This window comes from Microvirga sp. P4_G7 (genome assembly GCF_056401005.1).
The window spans coordinates 1-600 of sequence record NZ_JBFUKD010001150.1 but is presented as its reverse complement, the minus strand read 5'-3'; the positions used below and the strand labels follow the sequence as shown (position 1 = coordinate 600).

Genomic DNA, 600 nt, shown 5'->3' with positions numbered 1-600 from the left:
CTGTAAAGAAGCCGAGCTGGTCGAAGGTCAGGATCGCCGCCGAACTGGTAAAAATTCGCGCCGTCGTGCTGTCGGCGAAGACGCTCCGCAGCTTTTCATAGAGGAGGATGACCAGGATCGCGTCGATGAAGAGGAGGAGCGTTCCCCAACCCATCAACCATCCCATATCGTCGATGAGATCGAGGTCGGGTGACCGTCCTGGACTCATCTCTCGTGTCCCGAACCAGGCGAGGGCGAGGGCGAAAAGAATGACGATGGCGTTGCCGATGAAGAGGCCGTAGATCGGCTGGCGTGTCGTGTCGGCGTCCTCGGTGATGTAGAGAAGGAGGATGAGGATGAGCTTGCCCGAGAACAGCACGGCCGATCCAGGCGAGGCAACGATGCCGAACGGCAAGGCCACATAGAACACGCTGGCAAGATAGGTTTCGAGAAAATGCATCACCCCCAGAACGGTGATGAAGATGCCGATCCCGTAACGTTTGCTGACCCGTAAGACCGCCAGCATCATCGAGAAGTAGCAAATCGCCAGAACGATCAGCAGGACGGCGTTCTTGTAGACCATTGGCTTCCGTTGATGGCGCTTCCACGAAGACAATGCAC

The 600-nt window shown here is 57.2% G+C and carries 1 pseudogene; it reads right to left on the bottom strand.

The window, feature by feature from the left end:
* Positions 1-562 (bottom strand): annotated as a pseudogene (locus AC1DT3_RS23565) (GGDEF domain-containing protein); the annotation flags it as partial.
* Between the last annotated feature and the right edge of the window lie 38 nt (positions 563-600).